17 protein-coding genes are annotated in these 22,438 nt (G+C 72.0%); 11 read left to right on the forward strand and 6 right to left on the reverse strand.

The genetic code is table 11. From position 1 onward, the window contains the following. Both ACWC5O_RS43260 and ACWC5O_RS43265 read left to right on the forward strand, forming a co-directional pair. The coding region (locus tag ACWC5O_RS43260) for a cytochrome c oxidase subunit I (RefSeq protein WP_450781251.1) at positions 1–738 on the forward strand (738 nt) is incomplete at its 5' end. Further along, positions 735–1,070, forward strand: coding sequence for a hypothetical protein (locus tag ACWC5O_RS43265; RefSeq protein ID WP_450592085.1), 336 nt, complete (start codon positions 735–737; stop codon positions 1,068–1,070). The genes ACWC5O_RS43260 and ACWC5O_RS43265, both read left to right, overlap by 4 nt. Positions 1,071–1,079: 9 nt before the next feature. Here the strand turns inward: ACWC5O_RS43265 and ACWC5O_RS43270 are convergent, their stop codons facing one another. Then, positions 1,080–3,035, reverse strand: coding sequence for a ricin-type beta-trefoil lectin domain protein (locus ACWC5O_RS43270; RefSeq protein WP_450592086.1), 1,956 nt, complete (start codon positions 3,033–3,035; stop codon positions 1,080–1,082). 205 nt (positions 3,036–3,240) lie between these two features. Here ACWC5O_RS43270 and ACWC5O_RS43275 point away from each other — a divergent pair, with 205 nt between their 5' ends. Next, entirely contained in the window at positions 3,241–4,470 is a 1,230-nt protein-coding gene (locus ACWC5O_RS43275) for a glycosyltransferase (protein WP_450592110.1), read from the forward strand. A 3-nt stretch (positions 4,471–4,473) separates the two neighbouring features. Here the strand turns inward: ACWC5O_RS43275 and ACWC5O_RS43280 are convergent, their stop codons facing one another. Continuing rightward, the gene (locus ACWC5O_RS43280; RefSeq protein WP_450592088.1) at positions 4,474–5,499 is read right to left on the reverse strand and encodes an alcohol dehydrogenase catalytic domain-containing protein; all 1,026 of its coding nucleotides are present in this window, start codon (positions 5,497–5,499) and stop codon (positions 4,474–4,476) included. Positions 5,500–5,642: 143 nt separating this feature from the next. Beyond that, positions 5,643–6,305 (reverse strand): TetR/AcrR family transcriptional regulator, encoded by a 663-nt coding sequence (locus ACWC5O_RS43285; RefSeq protein WP_450592090.1) that lies wholly within the window; start codon positions 6,303–6,305, stop codon positions 5,643–5,645. 138 nt (positions 6,306–6,443) lie between these two features. Between ACWC5O_RS43285 and ACWC5O_RS43290 the strand changes: the two genes are divergently transcribed. Then, positions 6,444–7,709 carry a YncE family protein gene (locus tag ACWC5O_RS43290; protein ID WP_450592091.1) on the forward strand — a complete coding sequence of 422 codons (1,266 nt, stop codon included), beginning with the start codon at positions 6,444–6,446 and terminating at the stop codon, positions 7,707–7,709. 156 nt (positions 7,710–7,865) lie between these two features. Here the strand turns inward: ACWC5O_RS43290 and ACWC5O_RS43295 are convergent, their stop codons facing one another. After that, positions 7,866–8,198 (reverse strand): hypothetical protein, encoded by a 333-nt coding sequence (locus ACWC5O_RS43295; protein ID WP_450592093.1) that lies wholly within the window; start codon positions 8,196–8,198, stop codon positions 7,866–7,868. Between the two features lie 216 nt (positions 8,199–8,414). Between ACWC5O_RS43295 and ACWC5O_RS43300 the strand changes: the two genes are divergently transcribed. From ACWC5O_RS43300 to ACWC5O_RS43310, 3 genes are all read left to right on the forward strand, one after another. Next, complete coding sequence (locus ACWC5O_RS43300) at positions 8,415–12,950, forward strand: HAD-IC family P-type ATPase (protein ID WP_450592095.1); 4,536 nt, start codon at positions 8,415–8,417, stop codon at positions 12,948–12,950. A 98-nt stretch (positions 12,951–13,048) separates the two neighbouring features. Continuing rightward, positions 13,049–13,180, forward strand: a complete 132-nt coding sequence (locus ACWC5O_RS43305; protein WP_450592097.1) for a hypothetical protein — start codon at positions 13,049–13,051, stop codon at positions 13,178–13,180. A gap of 160 nt (positions 13,181–13,340) precedes the next feature. Then, positions 13,341–13,955, forward strand: a complete 615-nt coding sequence (locus ACWC5O_RS43310) for a TMEM165/GDT1 family protein (RefSeq protein ID WP_450592098.1) — start codon at positions 13,341–13,343, stop codon at positions 13,953–13,955. A gap of 14 nt (positions 13,956–13,969) precedes the next feature. Here ACWC5O_RS43310 and ACWC5O_RS43315 read toward each other — a convergent pair whose 3' ends face one another. Continuing rightward, positions 13,970–15,826 (reverse strand): cellulase family glycosylhydrolase, encoded by a 1,857-nt coding sequence (locus ACWC5O_RS43315; RefSeq protein ID WP_450592100.1) that lies wholly within the window; start codon positions 15,824–15,826, stop codon positions 13,970–13,972. Between the two features lie 82 nt (positions 15,827–15,908). Next, entirely contained in the window at positions 15,909–17,930 is a 2,022-nt protein-coding gene (locus ACWC5O_RS43320) for a GTP-binding protein (protein WP_450592102.1), read from the reverse strand. Positions 17,931–18,181: 251 nt separating this feature from the next. Here ACWC5O_RS43320 and ACWC5O_RS43325 point away from each other — a divergent pair, with 251 nt between their 5' ends. The 4 genes from ACWC5O_RS43325 to ACWC5O_RS43340 form a co-directional block, all read left to right on the forward strand. After that, entirely contained in the window at positions 18,182–18,664 is a 483-nt protein-coding gene (locus tag ACWC5O_RS43325) for a (2Fe-2S)-binding protein (RefSeq protein WP_450592104.1), read from the forward strand. Further along, positions 18,661–21,183, forward strand: coding sequence for a xanthine dehydrogenase family protein molybdopterin-binding subunit (locus ACWC5O_RS43330; protein WP_450592106.1), 2,523 nt, complete (start codon positions 18,661–18,663; stop codon positions 21,181–21,183). Before ACWC5O_RS43325 ends, ACWC5O_RS43330 begins: the two co-directional genes overlap by 4 nt. Further along, positions 21,180–22,034 carry an FAD binding domain-containing protein gene (locus ACWC5O_RS43335; RefSeq protein WP_450592107.1) on the forward strand — a complete coding sequence of 285 codons (855 nt, stop codon included), beginning with the start codon at positions 21,180–21,182 and terminating at the stop codon, positions 22,032–22,034. The genes ACWC5O_RS43330 and ACWC5O_RS43335 overlap by 4 nt, the downstream gene beginning before the upstream one ends. A gap of 15 nt (positions 22,035–22,049) precedes the next feature. Then, positions 22,050–22,438 (forward strand): AAA family ATPase (locus ACWC5O_RS43340; protein ID WP_450781253.1); only part of this gene is annotated, 389 nt, incomplete at its 3' end.

Here is a 22,438-nt window from a genome sequence, read left to right on the forward strand (position 1 = left end):
TACGTCACCGGCGGTGTGCTGCTGCCGTTCTTCTCCTTCATGACGTTCCTGATCGCCGTCCCGACCGGTGTGAAGTTCTTCAACTGGATCGGAACCATGTGGCGCGGCAGCCTCTCCTTCGAGACGCCGATGCTGTGGGTGATGGGCTTCCTGGTGACGTTCGTGTTCGGCGGGCTGACCGGGGTGATGCTGGCCTCGCCGCCCCTGGACTTCCCGACCTCCGACACCTATTTCGTGGTGGCCCACTTCCACTACGTCATCTTCGGGACGGTCGTGTTCGCGATGTTCGCGGGCTTCCACTTCTGGTGGCCGAAGTGGACCGGAAGGATGCTGGACGAGCGCCTCGGCAAGATCACCTTCTGGACCCTGTTCATCGGCTTCCACGGCACGTTCCTCGTGCAGCACTGGCTGGGCGTGAACGGCATGCAGCGCCGGATCCCCGACTATCTGGCGGTCGAAGGGCTCACCACGCTCAACACGGTCTCGACGATCTTCTCGTTCCTGCTCGGCTCCTCGATGCTCCCGTTCTTCTACAACGTCTGGAAGACGGCCAAGTACGGCGAGAAGGTCGAGGCCGACGACCCGTGGGGCTACGGCCGTTCGCTCGAGTGGGCGACCTCCTGCCCGCCGCCCCGGCACAACTTCCACTCGCTCCCGCGGATCCGCAGTGAGTCGCCGGCGTTCGACCTGCACCATCCGCAGGTGGGGCACAAGGAGCGGGAGCTGACCGCGCGATGAGCACCGGAGAGGAACGGGCGCTCGTCCAGGAGATCGAGGGCCATCTGCTGCTCGCCGCGGCACGGGAGGAGGGCCGTGCGGGGGCGGCCCGCGCGGCTTCTCGGCTCGGCTGGCTCACCGACACCCAACGGGACGACCTGGTGCGGCACTTCGAGACGGAGTACCTGGCCCTGGCCCGCGCCTCGTGGCGGCGCACCGCCGAACGCGCCGAGGAGCTGCGGCACATGTACGAAGCCAGGTACCGGGCGCTGCGGCAGCGGGTGGTGGCCTGGTGCGTGCTGGGCTGTGCCCTGCTGGCGGCGACGAGCCTGCTGGTGCTCGCCGCCGCCTAGGCAGCGGTGTCAGATCCGGGACCACTTCTGGTTGCCGCCGCCGTTGCAGGCCCACAGCACCAGGGACGTGCCGTTGCCGGTGCCGCCGTTGTACGCGTCCAGGCACAGGCCCGCGTTGACGTTGGTGATCGTGCCGTCGGCGTTGACGTTCCACTGCTGGTTGCTCTGGCCGTTGCAGTCCCAGATCACCACCTTGGTGCCGTTGGTGGTGCCGAGGTTGAAGGCGTCGAGGCACTTGTCGCCGTAGACCACGAGCTCCTTGCGGGAGGTGTAGGTCCAGGCCTGGTCGGCGCCGCCGTTGCAGTCCCAGAGTTCGGCCTGGGTGCCGTTGGTGATCGTGTTGTCGTGGACGTCGGCGCAGCGGCCGGACTGCTTGCCGGCGAGCAGGGTGCCGCTGGTGCCGGGGACGGGTCTCACCGTGAGGGTGCCCAGCGTGGGACCGCCGGTCAGGGTCAGGGAGTTGGCGGCTCCCTTGGTGAGGTGGACCTGGACCGAGACCGTGCCCGGGGTGGATCCGGTGGGCGGGAAGGATACGGTGGTGGCGGTCTGCCCGTTGACCTGGAGCGTACCTGTGACGGCGCTGGACGCCGTGTTGGTGTAGGCGAGGTCGACCACGTCCAGGCCGGTGCTCGCCGCGCTCACACCGGTGTACCTGCCGGTGGACGTGGCGCTGTAGCCGCTGCTCGCCGCCTCGGTGCCGGTCACCTTGAGCATCACCGAGCCGCCCGCCGGGACACTGGTGGTGTAACTCGTGGCGAAGGAGCCGGCGTTCTGCTGCGCCCACAGGTCGCGGACGCTCGCAGAGGCGCCGGTGAGGCCGAGGTCGGACCAGCGGACGGTGATGTCCTTGGCGGAGGAGGTGCGGTTGAGGAGCACGACGGCCCGGTTCCCGGTGCCCGCGAGGACCTTGCCGTACACCTGGAGGCCCGTGGCGTCCTCGGCGACCTTGACGCCCTGGAGGCCGCGCGGGTCCTGGTCGACGGCGATGACGTCCGGGTTCTTGAGGATGGCGGCCGTCTCGCCGGACATTTCGGTGAGGTCGTTGCCGGCCAGCAGCGGGGCGCCGGAGACCGCCCACAGGGACATGTGGGTGCGGTTCTGCGCGGCGGTGAAGCCGGACATGCCGACCATCAGCATGTCGGGGTCGTTGTAGTAGCCCGTGTGCTGTGCGGCCGGGTGCAGGGCCTGGTCGAAGTTGGACAGCATGCTGGTCTGCGACGGCGTGTTGCCGTAGTAGACGATGTCCGTGCTGGTCCGCCACATGGGGGCGAGGCCAGGCGCCCAGTTCCAGGGGTTCTGCTTGCCCCAGTTGCACATCGAGAGGGTCAGCGGGCGGCCGGTGACGGCGGTGGCCTTGGTGACGGCGGAGCTGATCGCCTTGTACGTGGTCGCCGCGTCCAGCCCTTCGGCGTCGCCGCCGCACCAGTCGACCTTCACGAAGTCGAAGCCCCACTTCGAGAACTTCAGCATGTCCTGGTCGTAGTGGCCCTCACTGCCGGAGTCCGGGGCGGCGGGGCGGCCGGTCGGGTAGTAGTAGCCGCAGCCGTTCTTGCCCGCGTCGGTGTAGATGCCGGCCTTCAGACCCTTGCTGTGGATGTAGTCGGCGATGGCGCTCATGCCGCCGGGCCACTCGGAGGTGTCGACGGTGACGTTGCCGGCGCTGTCCCGGGTGCCCTGCCACCAGCCCTCGTCGATGTTGACGTACTGGTATCCGGCGGCAGGGAGTCCGGCCGAGACGAACGCGTCGACCTGCTGCTTGACGACGTTGTAGTCGATCTTCGCGGCGAAGCTGTTCCAGGAGGCCCAGCCCATGGGCGCGGTGGGGACGGAGACCTGGCGGGTGGTCGCCGCCTGCGCCGGGCCCGGCTGGGCGAACAGGAGGGTGGCGGCCGCGGTCAGGGCGAGGACCAGGATGCGTACGGCGGCGGTTCTGCAGCGTCTTGCGAGACCGGGTGGGGGGTACATCGGCTCCTCCGCGTGCGGGACGGAATGTAATGCGATCGGGATTTCGAACAAGGATCGACTAACCGAACATGCTGCGCGCCGACCGTAGAGCCGCCCGGGGGTGAAGTCAACGGCTGCGGCAGGCGTGAAGTCGTCGGCCGGGCCGGGTCGTTGGGCCTCCGTGCGGCGCGGCGCCGCCATACTGGCCGCCATGCGGGTTGCCATCATGACGGCGGGATCCCGGGGCGACGTGGCCCCCTACACCGGCCTCGGGTACCGGCTCGGCCATGCCGGGCACCAGGTCACCCTGGTCACACACGGCTGTTTCGAGCCGCTGGTGGCGGGCTCCGGGGTGCGGTTCCACGCGCTGCCGGTCGATCCGCGCGCCGAGCTGAAGTCACCGCGAGGGCGGGGGCTGCACCGCAGCACGAGCGGCGCCGGGAAGCTGGTGCGGGTGGTCGAGCTGGCCCGGCGGCTGGTCGGGCGGATGACCGACGACCTGGTGGCGGCGGCTCGGGAGAGCGACGTGCTGCTGCTGTCGGCCTCGCTGGCGCCGCTCGGGCACGCCATCGCCGAGGGGCTGCGGCTGCCGAGCATGGGCCTCTACCTGCAACCCCTCGCTCCCACCCAGGAGTTCGCCCCTCCGGTGCTCGGCGGCGGCACCTTCGGAGCCCCGGGCAACCGGCTCGCCGGGCACGGTGTGAACCTCGCCGTGGAGCGCGTCTTCGCCGCGACCGTGCCCGCGGTCCGCGCCCGCCTGGGGCTGCCCCCGGTCCGCACCGGCCCCGCCCGGCGCGCCCGGGAGCGGCGGCTGTGGCCGGTGCACCACGGCTTCAGCCCGCTGGTGGTGCCCCGGCCCCGGGACTGGCGGCCGGGCCTGGGCGTGTGCGGCTACTGGTGGCCGTACGACACCGAGGCCGGACTCCCGTACAAGCTGAGGGAGTTCCTCGACGCCGGTCCGCCACCGGTGTTCGTCGGGCTGGGCAGCGCCACCGTGCCGGACGCCCGCCGGCTGAGCGCGCAGGTCGTGGCGGCGCTGCGACGGGCCGGGCTGCGCGGGGTGATCCAGCGCGGCTGGGGCGGCCTCGCGGCGGACGGCGACGACATGCTGACCATCGGCGAGGTGCCGCACTCGGCGCTGTTCCCACGGACGGCCGCCGTGGTCCACCACGCCGGGGCGGGCACGACCGCGGCGGGCCTGCGCGCCGGGGTGCCGGCCGTGCCGGTCCCGATCCAGTTCGACGAGGGCTTCTGGTCCGCCCGGCTGGTGTCGCTCGGCGTCGCCCCGGCCACCGTACCGCTGCGCCGGCTTACCGTCGGCGCCCTGTCCACGGCACTGCTCCGGGCGACACGCGAGGCGTCGTACGGCGAGCGGGCCCGGGCGCTCGGCGCGCGGATCCGCGCGGAGGACGGGGTGACGCCGGTGCTGGACGCGGTGAACGCGCTGGGCGGCTGACCCTCAGCCGAAGGTGAGCACCATCCGGAAGCGGGCGGCGCCGGCGAGCATCTTCTGGTAGGCCTCGTCCACGTGATCCAGTGACACGGGCTCGGTCATCGGGCGGATTCCGTGCAAGGCGCTGAACGCCATGGTGTCCTCCACGTCCTGGGACGTGCCGGACGGGTGGCCGCGGACGACGCGTGCGCTCATGAGCAGCTGGACCGGGGTGATGCCCAGCGGTTCGATGTCCGCTCCGATGACCACCAGCTCGCCGCGGTGGGCGAGGCCGTCCACGGTGGCCGTGATGGCCTCGGAGTTCCCGGCGGTGGCGAGGACGGCCTTGGCGCCGCCGAGGGACTGCAGCGCCTCGGCGACCGGGGTGCCGGAGGTGCTGTCGACGTAGTGGTGGGCGCCGAGCTGCTTGGCGAAGTCGGCCTTCGCGGGGCCGCGGGCGATCGCCACGGTCTCGAAGCCCATCGCGACCGCGTACTGCACTCCGAGGTGCCCGAGGCCGCCGAGGCCGAGCACCGCCACCACGTCCCCGGGCCGGGCGGAGCTGCGCCGCAGCCCGTTGTACGTGGTCACGCCCGCGCAGGCCATGGGCCCGGCGTCGCCGGCGGACAGCCCGTCGGGGATGCGGGCCAGGGCGTCGACGGGCGCGATCACCTTCTCGCCGAAGCCTCCGTCGTAGGCCCATCCCGGGACCTTCAGGTTGGGGCACACGATGAAGTCGCCCTCGCGGCAGGGCGCGCAATGGCCGCAGCTGCCGCCGAACCAGCCGACGGCCACGCGGTCGCCGACCCGCCACCCGCGCTCGTGGGCCCCCTGGCCCAGCTCCTCGACGTGCCCGGCGATCTCGTGCCCGGGCACCTCGGGGAACGTCACGCCCGGCAGCGCGGCGTTCACGAAGAGGGCGTCGCTGTGGCAGACCCCGCAGGCCTCCACGGCGATCCGCACCTGACCGGGCCCGGGCTGCGGCACCTCCCGCTCGGCCAGCTCGAACGTGCCGCCCGGGGCGGTCACCTGCGCGACTCGGTAGGTACTCATACGTCTCTCCGGAGAACGGGTAGGTGGCCCCCCGGTCCAGCAGACCAGCTCCGGGCCGATCGCGCGCGTCGAACCCCGCCAACCCTGCGGTCACATCCCCGATGGCCTGGGGAAACATGCCTCCACCGGACCGAGTCGAGCGGTCAGGCGGTCTCGGGACGCCAGCCCTCCGGGCGCAGGATGCCCAGCAGTTGGCGGACGAGTTCGTCGACGACCTCGTCCAGGCTCGCGTCCACCCAGCCGGCGCTCCAGTCGTGCAGCAGGCCGTTGACACTGCCGATGAAGGCCGTGGCCGCGAGGCGGTAGTCGCGCGGTGCCGCCTCCCCGCGGGCCACCGCCGCGTCCGCCTCGGAGCGGATCAGGTCGACCCAGCGGGCCCGGCGGGCCAGCCGCTGCTCCTCCAGGCGGGCGCTGACGCCGATGATCTCCACGAAGGCGATCCGGATGCGGCGCGGGTCGGAGGTGACGTCGCGGGCGTAGGCATGGAACAGCACGGCGACCCGCTCGGCCAGCGGCAGCCCCTCGGCCTCCGCGAGCGCGTCCAGCACCGCCTGTTCCGCCCAGCCGTTGACCTCCAGGTGCAGGGCGGCGAGGACGTCCTCCAGGGTGCGGAACTCCTCGTAGAACTGGCGGGTGGACAGGCCCGCGGCCTGGCTCAGCGCGGCGACCGTCGTGGCACGGAAGCCCGGGCTGTCACCGAACGTCTGCAGTGCCGCGGCCAGGAACCGGCGGCGCCGCTCGGCCTGCCGTTCCTCGGCGGACCTGCCGCCGTAGCGGCCCGTCGGCCCCTTGAGCCTCCCCGTCACGCTTCCCCCTCCGTCACCCACCGGTGGCCAATCTTGTCGTGCACACATCTTGTCGAGAAGGGCGCCCCCTCCTTACTTTTCAGTAAGTTCACTGTGAATCCGCTCGTGTTCAGATTTCCCCGAGGAAAGAGAGCAGTCATGCCTGCCTCCAGAACCAGGCACCTTTGCTCCGTGGCCGCCGCCCTCGTCCTGACCGTCGCCGGCCCGGCGACCGCCGCCTCCGCCGCCTCGTCCGACGCCTCGTCCGCGGCGTCGGATCTGCGCGAGGTGCTGTTCGTGGGCAACAACTGGGACGGCACCGCCGACGTCATCAAGTCCTCCGGCGACTTCGCGAAGATCGGCCGGATAAACGTCGTCCCGGACAAGGACCAGCGGATGGCGGAGATCAACGCGGACCCCGTCAAGTGGATCTACTTCATGGCGATCCGCAACAGCGTCGGCGAGGGCCACGACCAGTTCGCCGACGACATGTACTCCACGCCCGACGGCAGGTCGGTCGTGGTCTCCCGCCCGAGCTTCGCCGACGTCGTGTCCATCGATCTGGCCACGGGGAAGATCAACTGGCGTTTCCTGGTGGCCGGTTACCGCGCGGACCACATGGCCGTCTCGCCGGACGGCACCCGGGTGGCCGTCTCAGCGTCCACCGCGAACACCGTGCACGTGCTGGACATCGACACGGGCAGGCAGCTGGGGTCGTTCGCGACCGGCGACAAGCCGCACGAGAACATCTTCACCAAGGACGGCAAGTACATCTGGAACATGGCCATCGGGGACGTCAACACCGCCCTGGACGCCCCGGCCTGGGACTGGACGAAGGGCGACCGGCGCATCACGGTCGTGGACGCGACCACGTACAAGCAGGTCAAGGTCATCGACATGCGCCAGCGGCTGGACGCGATCGGGCTGAAGGACTTCTCCGACGCCGTGCGCCCGGCCGTCTTCTCCCCCGACGAGTCGAAGCTGTACTTCCAGGTGTCGTTCTTCAACGGATTCCTGGAGTACGACGTGGCCGCCGACAAGATCACCCGGGTGAAGACGCTGCCGAAGAACCCGGCGACCAGCGAGGATCGCACCACCTGGGTCAACGACTCGCGCCACCACGGCATCTCGATGAACCCCGAGGGCACCAAGCTGTGCGTCGCGGGCACCATGGACGACTACGCCACGGTGGTGGACCGGGCCACCCTCCAGGAGGGCACGCCGGTCCCGGCCTCCAAGCCGTACTGGGCCACGGTCAGCGGCGACGGCAAGGACTGCATCGTCTCCGAGAGCGGCGCCGACCAGGTCACGGCGATCGACTTCGCCACCGGCCGGAAGGTGACGTCCGTCCCGGTCGGCGACCATCCGCAGCGGGTACGCCTCGGCCACGTGACCGCCGACTGGACGTCACCGGCGGCCGGTTGACCTTCCGCCGCTTCAGTTCGCCACCGCTGCCGTGCGAGAGACCGCCTCCCGGCGGCGAGTCCCTCGGCACCTGGACCGGGCGCACACAGCCGTCAGGAAGCAGTCCCCCTCACGGCTGTGTGCATGCCGTCAGCCCCTGCTCGGTGCGGCGGCCGCCTAGGCGTTCTCCCTGACGGTCCTGCCGGGCCCGGCCGTTTCCTCTGCGCTCGCCTTCGCCTGTGCCCGGCCCTTGCCGCGCAGGAGGAAGGTGGCTCCGCCGATGGCGAGAGCGACCGGCCACTCAAGCGCACCGGCGGCGGTCATGGCCCCCAGACCGCCGTAGAAGAGCAGATCCCGGCCCGGGAATGCCGGCAGTCGTGAGGTCATCGCCTGGGCGCTGGCCTTCAGATCTCCCGGAGTCATGTAGGGGAGGTCGGGGTGTGCGTGGTGCAGGTGCAGAACCTCGCCGCCCCGCTCGGTCGTCTCAGCCGTAGCCGCGGTGGACATCATGCGAATCACTCAAATTGCACGAATCGGATGAAATACCTCTCGTTCCAGTCTGCCGCGCATCGACGCCCGACGGCAGCCCGGCAGTCGGGACGAGCGGCCGCGGCATCCGTTCCAGCAGGACAGTGTTGGTGGTACGGGCCCATACTTGTGTGAAGCCTGTCGTCTTCCGAGGCAATGTCCGCAAGCGTCGCAGGCGGGCGATGACGGAGGCGTCGGATGATCCACTCCCTCCTTTCCGGGACGGCCCGGACCGCCATGGGGGCCATGAACGCCGCTCCGACGGCGATGTCGATGCTGAGTCGCCTGCTGACGCGTTCACGCCGTACCTGGGAGGTGGCCGACGGGGTGCAGATCGAGGCCCGGCACCTGGGAAGGCCCGGGACGGCCGAGGCCGCACGCGCCCTGGAGGCCCGGCTGTGCGCCGTCCCAGGAGTGGGCCGAGCGGAGGTGAACGGGACGCTCGGTTGTGTGTTCGTCGCCTGCGACCCGTCCGGAACCGACCTGGACCCGGTGGTCCGTCTTGTGACGGAAGCCGAAACGGCGGCCGGTACCGCTGTCGAGAAGACCGCACTCGAGGACGATCCCGGCAAGGCCGGCGGCGCCCACACGGAACGGGCCCCACGCGCCATCGGCTATCCCGGCGGTCCCGAGCCACAGATCGGCGCGGCCCTGCAGATGGCGGCGAGTTTCGCCGGCTTCGGCGTGGCCGTGGTGGGACGCATCGTCCGCCTCCCCGGTCTGTCCCCCGTCGTACCGGCCCTCCTCCAGCTCTCGGAGGCGACACCGCGGCTGCGCGAGGCCACGTCCCGCGCGTTCGGCACCACGGCCGCCGAGACCGGCTGGGCGACGGCGAATCTGATCGTCTCGACCCTCACGTACCACCCGCTCGGCCCGCTCGTCTCCGGCGCCCTCGCCGCTGCCCGGTACGCGGAGGCCACGGCCCGGCGCCGGGCCTGGCAGAACTGGTCGTCTCGGCTGGCCGGGCGCGAGGGGGCGTACCGCCATGACGCCGCACCGGTGCGCGAGCGGCCGGTGCCGCTGCCACCGGGCCCGGCCGAGCGGCACGCGAAGAGGGCGGTCCCGGCGGCGGCGGGGGGTTACCCGCTCACCGCCGCTGTCACCCGCAGCCACGACCGGGCACTGGCCGTGCTGATCGCGGGCATACCCAGAGGCCCGTGGGCCGGCCACGAGGCCTTCGCCGCCGCGGTCGGGCAGGCCGCCTCCAGCCGAGGAGGCCTCGTGCTGCGACCTGAGGCGCTGCGCCGGATCCACCGCATCGACACGGTCGTCCTCGACGCCCGCGTGCTGGCCACGCGGGCGTGGACCGTCGACACGGTGGTGCCCGTGGCGCCGCTCCAGGAACGTGCGGACATCGACGAGATCCATGCGGTCATTCACGAGATGGTCGACAGTGACGACCTGTCGCAACCCCTGGTGCAGGGGGAATGGGCGCTGTCCCCGCTTCCCGAGGACCGTGACACGCCGGCCGAACTGCCCGGGGAGACGGCCGCACTGGCCGAGGAGTGGACCGGGCAGGGTGCGCGGGTCCTGCTCGTCGCGCGCCGGAACCGGCCGGTCGCCGTCGCGGGTCTGGTTCCCCAACTGCGTCCGCTCGCCGAGCACTTGGTGGAGGCGGCCCGCGGCTGCGGCCGGGTGGTGCTGGTCGGCGGCCCGCCCGGACTGCACCGCCGTTTCGGACTGGACGAGGCCGTTCCCCCCGGCGGGAGGCGCACAGTGGCCCTGGTCCGTTCCCTTCAGGGGGAAGGGCGGGGTGTGGCCGTGGTCGCGGTGGGCGCCCGCCGTGCCCTGGCCCAGGCCGACCTGGGCATCGGGGTGACGGACGGCGTCCGCCAGGTGCGCTGGGACGCGGATGTGGCCGGCGCGCCAGATGTGGCGCACCTGCTGCTGACCGCGCTTCCGCAGGCCCGCGCGCTGAGCCGGCGGTGCGTTCGCATGGAAGGCATCGGCGCCCTGGTGGGCGCGACGGTGGCACTCGCCGTCCGTCGGCGCGGAGCCTGGGCGCGCGCCCGTCTGGCGACCGACGGCGTCACGCTCGCCACGATCGGAGCGGGCGTCTGGGCGGGGCGGGTGCTGCACCGTCGTCCGGCCCCGGCGGCCGCCGATCGCACGCCCTGGCACGCCATGACGACGCGTCAGGTCATGGCCCGGCTCGGCACGTCCCCGCGGGGACTTGACGACGACGAGGCCGCAAGGCGCCACCGGTTCGCCGGACATGACGGACCGCCCGTCGCCGAGACGCTGATCGGCAGGGTCGCGGAGGAGCTGGCCAATCCGCTCACACCCGTCCTCGGAGTCGGCGTCGTCATCTCGGCGGCGCTCGGCTCCGTGCTGGACGCGGTGCTCATCGGCGGCGTGCTAGGGGCCAACGCGCTCGTCGGCGGAGCCCAGCGGGTGGGCGCCGACCGCGCCGCCGAAGGCCTTGTCGAAGCGGCCTCGGCCCGCGTCCGGCTGCGCAGGGCGGGCCGGCCGGGCACCACGGAGACACCCGCCGAGCGCCTGGTGAGCGGTGACGTGATCGAACTGCGTGCCGGTGACGCGGTCCCGGCCGACTGCCGCATCATCGAGGCGACGGGCCTCGAAGCCGACGAGTCGAGCCTCACCGGCGAGTCCCAGGTCGTGTGGAAGACCAGCGCCCCCATCGCGGCGGCAGCGGTCGCGGACCGCCGTTCCATGCTCTACGAGGGCACGGCCGTGGCGGCCGGCCGGGCTCTCGCCGTGGTCGTCGCCACCGGGGCCGCCACCGAGGCCGGGAGTGCCACTCGGTCCGCCCCCGCGGGCGCGTCCCCGGAGAGCGGGGTGGAGCACCGTCTCAACGCGCTGGGCCGCTGGTTCCTGCCCCTGTCCATCGCGTCGGGCGCCGTACTGTTCCTCGTCGAGGTCACCCGGCGCCGGCCCCTCGGCGCGGCTCTGGGCTCCGCGGTCAGCCTGTGCGTGGCGGCCGTACCGGAAGGCCTTCCCTTCGTCGCCACCGTCGCGGAACTGGCGGCCGCCCGCAGGCTGTCCGCCCGTAACGCCCTGGTCCGCAGTGCCCCCACCGTCGAGGCACTCGGCCGCACCGATGTGCTGTGCTTCGACAAGACGGGCACCCTGACCGAGGGCAGGATCAGCCTCCAGCAGGTCTCGGACGGCGTCGAACGGCGCCCGCTCGACGCGCTCACGCCGCGGCTGCGTCGGGTCGTCGCCACGGCCGCCCTGGCCGGGCCGCCCGGCCCGGGGTCGGAGCTCACCCACCCCACGGACCGCGCCATCGCCGCCGGAGCCCAGAAGGCGGGCGTCGTGACGGTACCGGAGACCGCGGACGGCTGGCAGCGGCTGGCGGAGTTGCCGTTCGAACCGGCGCGCGGCTACCACGCCGTCCTCGGCCGGGCCGGCGGTCGCCGGCGGCTGGTCGTCAAGGGTGCGCCGGAGGTCGTCCTGGCCCGTTGCGAACGCGTCCGGCAGAACGGCACCACCGTGCCGTTCACGCAGGAGCTGCGGGAAGCGATCGACCGCGACATCGACTGGCACGCCCGGCGTGGCCTGCGCGTGCTGGCGGTCGCCGAGCGCCCCGTACCGGATCGCGCGGCTCGCCCGTCTCTCGACGGCGGCGACGTCGAGGGGCTGTGCCTGCTGGGGCTGATCGGCCTGGCCGACCCGATTCGGCCCACCGCCGCCGAGAGCGTCGGCCGACTGGCCGCTGCCGGGGTACGGATCGTCATGCTCACCGGGGACCACCCCAGCACCGCCGCAGCGATCGCCGGCGAACTGCAGCCGGACCGGGCGCCGCACATGATGACCGGGCCCGAGCTGGAGGCCCTCGACGACGCCGAACTGGCGAGAACGCTGCCGAGGATCTCGGTCTTCGCCCGGGTCACCCCCGCCCACAAGGCGCGCATCGTCAGCGCGCTGCGCGCGGCGGGCCGGGTCGTCGCCGTGACCGGCGACGGCGCCAACGACGCTGCCGCCATCCGCATCTCCGACGTCGGCATCGCCATCGGCTCCCGGGCGACCCCCGCGGCCCGGACCGCCGCCGACGTGGTCGTCACCGACGACCGCATCGAGACCGTCGTCGACGCCATCGTGGAAGGCCGCGCCATGTGGGGCTCGGTCCGCAAGGCGCTGGGCATCCTGCTCGGCGGGAACCTCGGAGAGATCGCCTTCGTGCTCGGGACCACCCTGCTCACCGGGCGCAGCGCGCTCAACGCGCGCCAGCTGCTCCTCGTCAATCTCCTCACCGACATGCTCCCGGCCATGGCCATCGCGGCCCGTCCCCCGGCCGGCCGGGCCGAGAAGCTGCTCGCGGAAGGGCCCGAGGCCTCCCTGGGAACGGCCCTGACGCGCCACATCCGCCTGCGCGCCACCGTCACCGCACTCGCGGCGGGCAGCGCCTGGATCGCCGCCCGGGTGACCGGTACCCGCTCGCGCGCCGACACCGTCGCCCTGGTCGCCCTCGTCGCCTCTCAGCTGTTGCAGACCCTGGTCGACGCGGGCCGCGACCCGGTCGTCCTCCTCGCCGTGCTGGGCTCCCTCGCGGCCCTCGGCCTGGTCGTCGCCGTTCCTGCGCTCAGCCACTTCTTCGGCAGCAGGCCGCTCGGCCCGGCGGGGTGGACGATCGCTCTGACAGCGGCGTCGGCGCCCGTCCTGCTGTCCACCCTTGTGAAACACCTCCCCGCCCACCACCGCTCATCTCGCCCCCGGCATCCTGCGCAGCAGGACAGCCACGCGACCGCGCCAACCCCGTCATGCAACTGAGCGTTCAGCTGGAGTTCACCTGCCCTACGTTTCCGCGCCTTTCGAGGACCGGACAAAGGACGCGTACGTCAAGCAATACACACGAAAGGCGGCTTGCGATGCCGCACATCCTCACTTCCGTCCTCACCCGGGTGGCCGTCGCCGTGCTCGAAGCGCTCCTGCTGCGTCTGCTCGTCCAGCTCTGGAACTCCTTCCTCCGAAGCGGCTACCCGGTGACCGCCGCGGCGTGAGCACCGCGGCGCTGCAGGGACCCGCCGGAGCCACTGCCTCCGGTACCCGGCGCCTTCACGTACCGTGAGATCCGTGGCACTGAGCGATGGACGGTACCGGGCGCAGTCCGCGGAGCGTCCCGTGAGCACGTCGAGCACTCCGACGTGACGGGGTCGTCCGGTGCTCGACTTCACCGTTCTGGCGATCACCTTCGGTGTCATCGTCCCCGCCGAACTTCCCGACAAGACCGCCCTCGCGACCCTGGTGCTCGGCGCCCGCTATCGCGCCTCCTACGTCTTCGCAGGGGTCGCGGCCGCCTTCGCCGTTCATGTCACCCTTGCCATCGCCGCGGGAAGCGTGCTGGCGCTGCTGCCGCACCGGGTTCTGCAGGCCGTGTCCGGCACGCTGTTCCTCGCCGGGGCGGCGCTGCTGTTCAAGAACAGGAACCCTGAGGACACAGACGGGGACCAAGAGGACGAGGCCGGAGAGCCGGGGACCAGGGTCCCGGACGGCCAGGCGTTCTGGAGGATCGCCGGGCTCGGCTTCATGCTCGTCCTCGTCGCAGAGTTCGGCGATCTCACCCAGATCCTGACCGTCGACCTGGCCGCCCGCTACGACAGCCCGCTCTCGGTGGGCCTCGGTGCCCTGCTCGGCCTGTGGAGCGTGGCCGCGCTCGCCGTCCTCGGCGGCCGGACCCTGATCAGGTTCGTCCCGCTGAATCTGATCACAAGGATCGCCGCGTTGGCGATGCTGGCGCTGGCCGCGTCCGGCTGGTACGAGGCCGTCACGGGATGAGCCGGCCCCACTGGTCACCAGTGCGCCGCCGCCCACGCCGCCAGCTCGGACCCGGCGGCGCTCAGCAGGTCCGCAGAGGGCGCCGTGGCCCCGTTGGTCACCAGGGCGTAGTGCAGGACGCCGGAGTCGGTGTCGGTGAGCAGCAGCCGGCGGCTGCCGGTGCCGCCCGGCTCGGGGGCCACGCCGACCGGGGTCCGGTCGGTGTAGGCGGGCGGGGCGCAGGCCGCGCCCAGGTCGGAGACGACGGTGGTCGCCGAGGCGGGGAAGGACGCCGGCAGGTGCAGTTCGGTGGGTGCCGTGCCGCTGCCGGAGCGCCACACCAGCAGCCCGTACTGGCCCGAGCCCACCAGCCGCGCCACGTTCGGCAGCGAACTCGGCACCGGGTTCCAGGTCAGGGTGGTCGAACCGTCCCGGGAGCGGTCCTCGTAGGTGAAGGCGAGGGCCGAACCGGCGGTGGCGCTCGGGTAGACGCGGTCGAGCAGCCGGGCGTCCTGGCGGAGGGTCACGTTCCCGGAGTCGTCGAGCTTCACGACGGAGAGATCCTCGTCGTTCCAGGCGTCGCCGGAGGTGAGGACCTTGCCGGGGTTGCCGTTCATCAGCTCGTGGTGGCGGCCGTCGTAGAGGTCCCACTGCCACTGCGAACCGGACAGCACCGGGCCGGAGGCAGCCGGGTTCGTCCACCAACTCGCGCCGGGGACGCGGGAGTCGAGCGCCTGGTACATCGCCTTGAGCACGGTGGGCGCCTTGTCGGACACCGTGCCGGACAGCGGGTGCCCGAACTCGCTGGCCACGGCCGCGGTCCCGGCGGCCGAGGCGCGGTCGCGGACGGCGCCGAAGTCGGAGGCGTACTGGCCGTCGGCCGCCTTGCCCCACATCAGGACGCCGGAGATGGCCTTCTGGTCGTAGAAGTGGGTGTTGAAGACATAGCGCGGGCCGAGGGTGCCCGCGTCCAGCAGTCCGCCCTCCTGCTTCTGGGTGGAGATGTTCGAGTTCCAGAAGAGGTTGGGCTCGACGTAGGCGGGCTTGTCCTGCCAGCCGGCGGCGTCCATGCGGGCGCGGAACTTCAGGTAGAACGGCCAGAGCAGGTCGCGTTCCCAGGTGCGGGAGGTCTGCCCGGAGTCATAGCTGCCGGCGTACGGCTCGTTGTACGGGTCGAAGCCGACGACGCCCGCGAACTCGCCGTCGGTGAGCTGCTGCCGGAGGTACGTCATGGCCGCCTGAGCCGTGGCGAGGAAGGCGTCCTGCAGGCCGTAGGCGTTGTGCCAGAAGTCGTACTGCGCCTTCTGCACGGCCGCGTTCTGGGTGATGTTCTGCCCCCAGAAGAGGCAGATCCCGCAGGACTCCTTGGGATAGCTTCCGGCGTCCACCGCCCACTTGGGGGCGCCGTCGCCCGTGTACCAGCTGCCGGTGTTGAACAGGTGACGGGAGTAGAGGTCCTGGTGGAAGTCGGGGTAGACCCGGATGCCCGCGTCCAGGAAGGCGCGCATCTGCTCGGTGACCGCGGCCAGGTAGGCGGTGTCCACCTGGCCGCGCACGGGTTCGGCGTGCGCCCAGGAGAGCAGCAGGCGGACCGTGTTGCCGCCGCCGAGGGCGCGCAGCGCGGTCGCCGACTTGCGGGCGTCGGCCACCGAGGCGAAGGGCAGGCCGCCGTTCTCCTCCAGTTTGGTCTCGCCGGAGACGTTGTAGCCGCGCAGCACGATCTCGCGACCCTGGCCGTCGGTGAAGCGGCCGTTCCGGACGGTGAGCGGGGTGCCGTCGAACCAGAGGGAGTCGGACGGGGTGGCGGCGGTGGCGGGCGGGGCACCCGCCACCGTCAGGAGTCCGCAGAGGACGACCAGGACAAGAAGCAGACGCGCCCTGATGGTGGACATGTACACCACAGTCCGGGGCGGTCGGGACAGCGTCAATACTACTGACTCAGAGGTAAGTTGACTGACAGTCAGTACAGCCGTCTCAGTCGCCCACCCGTCGCGTGACGTTCAGCAGGTACTCCTTCCGGTTGAGCGGGTTGTGGTCGGTGCGCGGGCGCTCGGGCAGCGGGCCGCGGGTGACCGGTGCGTAGTGGTCGAAGGCCGACTCCAGCTCGCCCTCGCCCCGGGTCAGCCCCGGCAGCCGCTGCTCCAGTTCATGAACCCGGGCGGCGGGCACGGCGCCCTCCAGGACGCCTTCCTGGCCGTGCGCCCCGGTACTCTCCGCCACCGCGCCCAGCCGGGCCAGCACCGGCAGCAGGGCGCCCAGCGTGTCGGCCGGGGCCTCGACGCGGAAGCGGTGCATCGGCTCGTGGACCCGGGTGCCCGCCCGGCGCAGCGCCTCGACCAGGACGAGCGGGGTCAGGCCGCGGAAGTCGTAGCCCGTGCTCGACATGCTCTTGTCGAAACCCTGGTGGGCATGGCTCTGCCGGGGCGAGTAGCCGGAGTGGGTCATGGTGACGGTGCAGTCGGGGATCTGCCAGCCGTGCAGGCCCTGGCCGAGCGTCTCGCGGACGGTGTCCTCGACCGCCTTGAAGAAGGCGTACGGCATGGAGCCCAGCTCCACCGCGAGCCGGAACCGCACGCCGGATCCGGGCGGGGCGGGGTCGACGCGCAGGCCGACGGTGGCCAGGAAGGGGTTGGCGTCCTTCTTGTTGAACTCCACGGCCTGCCCGCTGCCGACCGGCCGCTCGATGCACAGGGTGGTGGTCTCCCGGAAGGTGACGTCCAGGCCGTAATCGTCGGCGAGGGTGGCCTGGACGACCTCCTTCTGCACCTCGCCGTAGAGCGAGATCGAGGTCTCCCCCCGCAGCTCGTCGTGGCGGACACCGATGAGCGGGTCCTGTTCGGCCAGCTGGGTGAGCGCGAGGTGCAGGGAGCGCCGGTCCGTACCGGCCCCCGGCACGACGACGGTCTCCAGAGTGGGCGGCGCGAAGTGGTGCTCGTACACCCGTCCCGGCACACCGATCGCGTCACCGATCCGGACACCACCGAGTCCCCACACCTTGGCGATCCGCCCGGCGCCGACGCGGTCCTGCCGGACGTCGGCGCCCTTCTCGAAGACGGTGAGTGCGGTGATCCGGCCCTCCGGACGGCCCTTCCTGGGCTCCTTGCGGCCGCCTCCGGCTCCCCCTCGCTGCTCGCGGCCGCCCCCGAACGGAACCCGCTCGCGTACGCGCAACGTGCCGGACGAGATCCGCGCGTAGGCGATCTTCTCTCCCGCCGGGCCCCGCTCGACCTTGAACACCGTGCCGGACAACGGGCCGTCCGGGTCGCCACATGCGGTGGGCAGCAGGCGTTCGATGCCGGTGATCAGCTCGGGCACGCCGGCGCCGGTGATGGCGGAGCCGAAGTAGACCGGATGGACGAGGGACTGCCGCGTCTGGGTGGCCAGTGCGGTGTGGAGGCGGGCGTCGGAGACGTCGCCCGCCACGTAGGCGGTGAGCAGGTCGTCGTCGTGGTCGGCGAGCGTGTCCAGGGCGGACGGGACCAGGCAGGGGACGAAGCGGGCGTCGCGGGTGCCGAGCGCGGCTGCCGTCCCCATGGGTACGAGCGGTACGGCCAGCCTGCGGGCCAGGTCGCGCAGCACCGCCTCCTCGCGGGCGCCCCGCCGGTCGATCTTGTTGACGAACACGAGGGTCGGGATGCGCAGCCGGCGCAGGCTCCGCATCAGCACCCTGGTCTGCGCCTGGACGCCCTCGACGGCCGAGACGACCAGGACGGCGCCGTCCAGCACACCGAGCACCCGCTCCACCTCGGCGATGAAGTCAGGGTGACCGGGGGTGTCGATGAGGTTCACGGTCACCGAGTCGAGCGGGAACGACACGACCGCCGACTTGATGGTGATCCCGCGCTGCCGCTCCAGCGCGAGGGTGTCCGTCCGGGTGCTGCCGTCGTCGACGCTGCCGATCTCGTCGGTGACTCCGGCCGCGTGCAGCAGCCGTTCGGTCAGGCTGGTCTTACCGGCGTCTACGTGCGCGAGAATTCCGAGATTGAGCAGATGCACTGAGCGTGATGTCCTTCGGCATGGGTGGGCTTCCTTCCTGGGTGGACATGCACGCAGTGCGCATCGCTGGTCCTCTCCGTGTGACGTCGGGTCAGGGCAGTGCAGCAGGGCTGCCGCCTTGACAGCAATGGATTAATGTTCAACGAAAGCCCTGCCGCAGCGCTCGCCGCTCCCAGGCCGCGGTCATAGAGTGACCTACATCACGTCGATCTGGCTGATTCTCGCTCCTGCCCGCACGGTCTGGAGGGCTCATGACCCGCATCAAGGTGAACGTGGACGGCACCGCGTACGAGGACGACGTGGAACCCCGTCTGCTCCTGGCCCACTACCTGCGCGACCGCCTCGGCCTGACCGGCACCCCGATCGGCTGCGACACCTCGAACTGCGGCGCGTGCACCGTCGACCTGGACGGAGCGACCGTCAAGAGCTGCTCGGTGCTTGCCGTACAGGCGGACGGCGGCACGGTGACCACCGTCCAGGGGCTGGCCAAGGACGGCGAGTGGACCGCGCTGCAGCACGCCTTCCACGAGCGGCACGCTCTGCAGTGCGGCTTCTGCACCCCCGGGATGATCATGGCGGCGCGCGATCTGCTGCGCGAGAACCCGCACCCCACCTCGGACGAGGTCCGCCAGGCCCTGGAGGGCAACCTGTGCCGGTGCACCGGCTACCAGAACATCGTCCGCGCGGTGCTCGCCGCCTCCGGGCAACAGCTCCCCGAGGAGGCCACGGCATGACCGATCAGGCCGTAGGAGCCGATCAGGCCGTAGAACACGAGGTGGGCCGGCCCCGGCTGCGCAAGGAGGACGCCCACCTGATCACGGGCCAGACCAACTGGACCGACAACATCCAGGTCGCCGGACTGCTGCACCTGGCCGTCCTGCGCAGCCCGATGGCCCACGCCCGCGTCACCCGCGTCGACGTCTCCCCCGCCCTGGAACGCCCCGGTGTCGTCGCGGCGTTCAGCGGCGCCGACCTCGCCGAGGGGCTGGGCTCCCTGCCCTGTGCCTGGCCGGTGACCGAGGACATCGTGCACCCCGACCACCCGCCGATCGCCGTGGACGAGGTCCGCTATGCCGGTGACCCGGTGGCGGTCGTGGTGGCCCGCGACCGGTACGCGGCCGCCGACGCGCTGGAGGCCGTCGAGGTCGACTACGAGCCGCTGCCGCCGGTCCTGGACCTGGAGGCCGCGCTGGCGGACGGCGCCCCGCTGGTCCACGCCGACAAGGGCACCAACCGCTGCTACACCTGGCCGCTCGCCACCGGCGAGAACTTCGAGTCGGTCCGGCAACGCGCCGACGTCACGCTCAAGCGCCGCTACCACCAGCAACGGCTCATTCCCAACGCCATGGAGCCGCGCGCGGTCGTCGTCACCCCGCTCGCCGCCTCCGGCGAGTACACGGTCCACTCGGCGACCCAGATCCCGCACATCCTGCGCATCATGCTCGCCGTCGTCACCGGGATCCCCGAGCAGAAGCTGCGCGTGGTCGCCCCGGACGTCGGCGGCGGCTTCGGCTCCAAGCTCCAGGTGTACGGCGAGGAGGCCCTCGCGCTCGCCGTCGCGCGCAAGCTCGGCCGTCCGGTGAAGTGGACCGAGTCCCGCTCCGAGGGCTACCTCGCGACCCACCACGGCCGCGGCATGATCCAGGACGTCGAGATCGCCGCCACCCGGGACGGAAAGCTCCTCGGCCTGAAGGTGGACCTCCTCGCCGACATGGGTGCCTACCTGATGCTCGTCACCCCGGGCATCCCGATCCTCGGGGCCTTCATGTACCCGGCGATCTACAAGATGGACGCCTACGAGTTCAACTGCACCGGCGTCTTCACGACCCGCACGCCCACCGACGCCTACCGCGGCGCCGGACGCCCGGAGGCCACGTTCGCCATCGAGCGGATCATGGACGAGCTGGCCGCCGAACTCGGCCTGGACCCGGTGGAGGTGCGGCGCCGGAACTGGATCCGGCACGAGGAGTTCCCGTACACCTCGATCGCCGGGCTCACCTACGACAGCGGCAACTACGAGGCGGCGACCGCGAAGGCGCTGGCCCTGTTCGGCTACGACGACCTGCGCGCCGAGCAGCACGAGCGCAACGAACGCGGCGACCCCGTACGCCTCGGCATCGGCGTGTCGACGTACACCGAGATGTGCGGGCTCGCGCCGAGCCGGGTGCTGCGCGACCTGAGGTACGCGGCCGGCGGCTGGGAGGCGGCGAGCATCCGCATGCTGCCCACCGGCAAGGTCGAGGTGGTCACCGGCACCAGCCCGCACGGGCAGGGCCACGAGACCTGCTGGAGCCAGATCGCCGCCGACGTGCTGGGCGTGCCGTTCGAGGACGTCGAGGTGGTGCACGGCGACACCCTGGCGGCCCCGCAGGGCATGGACACCTACGGCTCGCGGTCGCTGGCCGTCGGCGGCGAGGCCGTGCACCGGGCGGCGACGAAGGTGGTCGAGAAGGCGCGCAAGGTCGCCGCGCATCTGCTGGAGGCGAGCGAGCAGGACCTGGAGTTCACGAACGGCATGTTCTCGGTGAAGGGCTCCCCGGAGGCGCACAAGAGCATCCAGGAGATCGCCTTCGAGACGTTCACCTCGCACGATCTGCCCGACGGCGTCGAGCCGTCCATCAACGCCGAGACCCTGGTCGACCCGGAGAACTTCTCCTACCCGCACGGCACCCACCTGTGCGCGGTCGAGGTCGACACGGAGACGGGACAGACGCGGATCAGGTCGTACGTCTGCGTCGACGACGTCGGCCGGGTCGTCAACCCGATGATCGTCGAGGGCCAGGTGCACGGCGGCCTGGCGCAGGGCATCGCGCAGGCGCTGTACGAGGAGGCCGTGTACGACGGCGAGGGCAACCTCGTCTCCGGCACCATGGCCGACTACCTCGTGCCGTCGGCGGCGGACCTGCCGGACTTCGTGACCGACCGGACGGAGACCCCGGCGGTCTCGAACTCCATGGGGGTCAAGGGAGTCGGGGAGGCCGGGACGATCGCGTCGACGCCGGCCGTCGTGAACGCCGTGGTGGATGCGCTCAGGCCGCTCGGTGTGCAGGACGTCCGGATGCCGTGTTCGCCGCACCGTGTGTGGCAGACGATCCGGGCGGCTCGGTCCGGTGCGGGCAGTGACACCGGTGCGCCCGGCGAGGCGGGCGGCACGGGTCCCGCGCAGTCCGGTCAGTCCGGGCAGGCGGCCCAGGCCGGCGATATGGGCCAGTACGACGAGACCGGTCGGCAGGGGAAGGAGGGTTCGGCATGATTCCTCCCGCATTCGAGTACACCCGTCCGAGCAGCGTCGACGAGGCGGTGCGCGCGCTCGCCGACGCGGGCGAGGAGGCGAAGGTGCTGGCCGGCGGGCAGAGCCTGCTGCCGCTGCTGCGGCTGCGGCTCGCCTTCCCGGAGCTGGTCGTGGACGTGGGCCGGATCCCGGAGCTGCGCGGGGTCCGCGAGGACGGCGACACGCTCGTCATCGGCGCGCTGACCACGCACCACGACGTGATCCGTGACCCGCTGGTGCGCCGGCACGCCGGTCTGCTCGCGGAGGCGACGGCCACGGTCGCCGATCCGGCCGTACGGCACCGGGGCACCGTGGGCGGCTCGCTCGCGCACGCCGACCCGGCCGGGGACCTGCCCGCCGTGGCCCTGACCCTGGGGGCCGAACTGGTCGTCGCCGGGCCTGCCGGCCGACGCACGATCCCGGCACGGGAGTTCTTCGTCGACTACCTCCAGTCGGCGCTCGCGCCCGACGAACTGCTGGTGGAGGTACGGATCCCGAAGACGGACGGCTGGAGCTTCCACTACGAGAAGTTCCACGCGGTGGCTCAGTCCTGGGCCATCGTCGGCGTGGCGGCGCTGGTACGGCGCGACAACGGGCACATCGCCGAGGCACGCATCGGACTCACCAACATGGGCGCGACCCCGCTGCGGGCCACGGCGGCCGAGGAGGCGCTCTCCGGTGCCGACGGCCCCGAGGCCGTGGCACGGGCCGCCGAGGCGGCCGCCGAGGGCACCCGGCCCTCGCAGGACCTGTCGGCCTCGCCCGAGTACCGGGAGCACCTCGCACGGGTGCTGACCAGGCGGGCGGTGCTGACCGCCGGCGGAATGGGGTGAGCACCGATCACCCGGATGGACGACCCGGAGCAGGTGCGGGCCCGCCTGGAGGAGACGGGGTACCTCGTCGACGAAGGGCTGGGCGTCACCTGCTTCCTGGCACTGAGGCTGCACCGGCCGCTCTTCTGCGAGGGCGACGCGGGCGTGGGGAAGACCGCGCTCGCGACCGCCCTGGCCGAGGCGCTCGACGCGCCGCTGATCCGCCTGCAGTGCCACGAGGGCATCGACGCCTCCCAGGCCCTGTACGACTGGGACTTCCCGCGCCAGCTGCTGCACCTGAGGGCCGCCGAGGCGGGGGGGGGGGGGGGGCGGGGGGGGGCGGGGGGGGGGGGGGTTGGAGCGGGGCGGGGCGCTACACCGGCCCGGCCGGCGGGGGGTGGGGGGGCGCGCCCTGCGCGTGGGGT

Source organism: Streptomyces sp. NPDC001450 (assembly GCF_053597295.1).